The sequence below is a fragment of the Allobosea sp. CER48 genome, from assembly GCF_044752385.1.
Taxonomy (GTDB): domain Bacteria; phylum Pseudomonadota; class Alphaproteobacteria; order Rhizobiales; family Beijerinckiaceae; genus Allobosea.
On the sequence record NZ_JBIWYK010000407.1, the window covers coordinates 1 to 2,821 of the forward strand.

At 65.1% G+C, this 2,821-nt stretch carries 2 protein-coding genes; both read left to right on the forward strand.

What is annotated here, in order from left to right; genetic code table 11:
• Positions 1 to 2,104, forward strand: a 2,104-nt coding sequence (locus ACIPIA_RS13595) for a TonB-dependent hemoglobin/transferrin/lactoferrin family receptor (protein WP_400510313.1), incomplete at its 5' end; no start/stop codon positions are given.
• Between the two features lie 99 nt (positions 2,105 to 2,203).
• Positions 2,204 to 2,821, forward strand: a 618-nt coding sequence (locus ACIPIA_RS13600) for a hypothetical protein (RefSeq protein ID WP_400510314.1), incomplete at its 3' end; no start/stop codon positions are given.

Consider the following 2,821-nt stretch of genomic DNA (forward strand, 5'->3'; position numbering starts at 1 on the left):
CGAAAAGCAGGCGCTCGACGTACCCGGCACCGTCAGCGTCATCACGCGGCAGGACATGGAGCAGCGGATCACGCGTGATACCCAGGACCTGGTCCGCTACGAGCCGGGCGTGATCGTCAGCCGCCAGACCACGGCAACCGATCCCTTCGGCAACTATGGCGGCTTCACCATCCGCGGCGTCGGCGGCAACCGCGTCCAGATGCAGGTTGATGGCTCGCGGGTGATCGAGCGCATTACCGACGGCAACCGCGACTTCGTCGATCTGCCCTTCCTCAAGAGCGTCGAGATCGTGCGCGGTCCGGGCTCGGTGCTTTGGGGAGCCGATGCGCTGGGCGGCATCGTCGCCTATCGCACGATGGATCCGCAGGACCTGCTGAAGGGCCGCACCGACAGGCCCTGGGCCGCGAAGCTGAACACGAGCTACGACAGCCTGGACCGCTCCTTCGTCAAGACCGGCATTGCCGCCTACAGCTTCTCGCCCGCGCTGGAGGCGATCATCGGCGTCAGCCAGCGCACTGCGCAGGAAGCCAAGCTCTCGAAGGCTCGCGCCGATGGTGGCCGCTGGGGCTGCCCGGTGCCGACGCTGCGCTATCTCGGGTGCAACCTGCTGAATCCGCTCGATACCGAGGTCTGGAACGCCTTTGGGAAGATCGTGTTCAAGCCCACTGCCGACCACAGCTTCAAGCTCACCGGCGAGTATTTCGACAGCGATTCCACGGTGAACCAGCTCTACAACTATAATGTGGTCAGCTCGGGCATCCGCAACGGACCCAACGTTCGCGACCAGGTGAAGTCACGCAAGCGGCTGGCGCTGGAGCATGAGTGGAACGTCGGATCGAGCTTCCTCGACTCGATCCGCTGGCAGGCCTCGTTCACGCCGCAGAGCCGAACCTTCACGACCAACAACTGGCAGACGCTCGCCAACGGCCAGCAGCGCTTCACGCGCGGCCTGCTCGACTATACTGAGCAGTTCTCGCAGTTGGACGTCCAGGCCAAGTCGAGCTTTGCGTTGGGATCCAGCTTCCACCGGTTGACCTATGGCTTCCAGGGCGACATCACCCGCACCGATTACGAGCGGCGCGACGATGTCCGCAACCTCGCCACCGGCGTGACGACGACCGCGATCGCCGGGGGCTTCAACTTCGCCAACGCCACGACGACGCGCGCCGACATCTATCTCCAGGACGAGATAGAACTGCTCGACGGCCGCTGGACGATCACGCCGGGCGTTCGCTACGCGAACTACAACATCGATCCACGGGTGGGCCCCGGCTATGTGATCGTGCCCGGCAAGGCGCCGCGCGAGCTGGAGTCGCACCGGCTCATCCCGCAGGTCGGCACGATCTTCAAGCTGGACGAGACCTATTCGCTCTATGCCCGCTATGCCGAAGGCTTCAAGATGCCGACGGCGCAGCAGTTGTACACTTCGCTGCCTTTCGGCACGCAGAACCTGATCCCGAATCCGGATTTGCGGCCGGAGAAGGTCAAATCCTACGAGGCGGGCGTGCGCGGCCGCTTCACCGATGGCTGGTTCTCGGTCGGCGTCTTCCATGCCGACTACACGGACTTCATTCAGGAGCTCTACGAGGTCCCCGGCACCACCGACATCACCTCGCGCAATCTGGCGCGCGTGAAGATCTCGGGCGTCGAGGCGTCTGCCGAATGGCGTTTCCAGGAACGCTGGGTCACGCATCTGGCACTGAGCTATCAATACGGCCAGCAGCGAAAGACGCAGGGCTCGCTAGAGGTCCCCTACAATGTAAGCCCGCTCAAGGCGGTGACCGGCCTCAAATACCTGATGCCGGAATACGGGCTGGAGGCGGAAGTCCTCGGCACCTTCGCGGCCGGCGCGACGCGCACGGACGCTCCGACCACGTTCAAGCCCGGCGGCTATTCGGTGTTCGATGCCTATCTGAACTGGAAGCCGACCAGCTTCATTACCGTCCGCGGCGGCGTGCAGAACATCCTCGACAAGCGCTACTTCGCCGACGTGCTGAATTACGACAAGGTGCCTTCGTTGGTCTCGGTCGCTGCCGCCAACCCGCTCGAACTGCAGACGGCGCCGGGCCGGACCTTCAAGCTCGCCGCTTCCGTCGAGTTCTGACTTTTCCCGTTTGAGACGCCGCATCCCGAGAAGGGAGCGGCGGATCCGCGGCGCTCCGCCCGAGACCCCGGAGCGTCGCCCCCTTTTTTGGAGACGACAATGACAAGAGTGACAAACCCGCGCGAACGCCTGAGGCAGTCGCCGGCCGAGATCCTCCCGAGCCTGCCCGAGATGGGGCGGGTCATGCTGAGCGCGCGCGCCGGCGGTGTGACCCATGAGCGGATGGGCGCAGTCAAGGCCGTCACGATCGCCGGCGACGCGGCCCGGCTCTCGGGTGCCTTTCATGACAGCCGCATCGACTTGACGGTGGTCAGGCGCATCGTCGCCGATCGGACAAGTAGGATGCGAGAGCGGGTGTTGCCGCGCCTGGAATGCCAGGACGACAATGGTGAAACCCTGTTCAGCCTGATCGGCCTCGACGGGCTGGAACCCTTCGACAACGCGCTCGCTGCCTTCGGCGCGGGCGAGCTGCTGGAGCCGGCCGCGCGGGAGATGCCGGGCGCCGGCGGAGCGATCGACGTGCCGGAGGACGATCTCGGCGCCCTCAGCTTCGCGGCCATCCTCGCCAGCGGCGCGGCCATCTCGATCGACATCGAGCGCCCCGGGCTGTTCCAGCACTGGGAGGCCGAACTGCCCGAGCCCAAGTCCGCGATGGGCTACGTCAATATCATGCAGGCCGATTTTCATCTGCATCTGAAAGCCGGCGCCGTGGCGCGC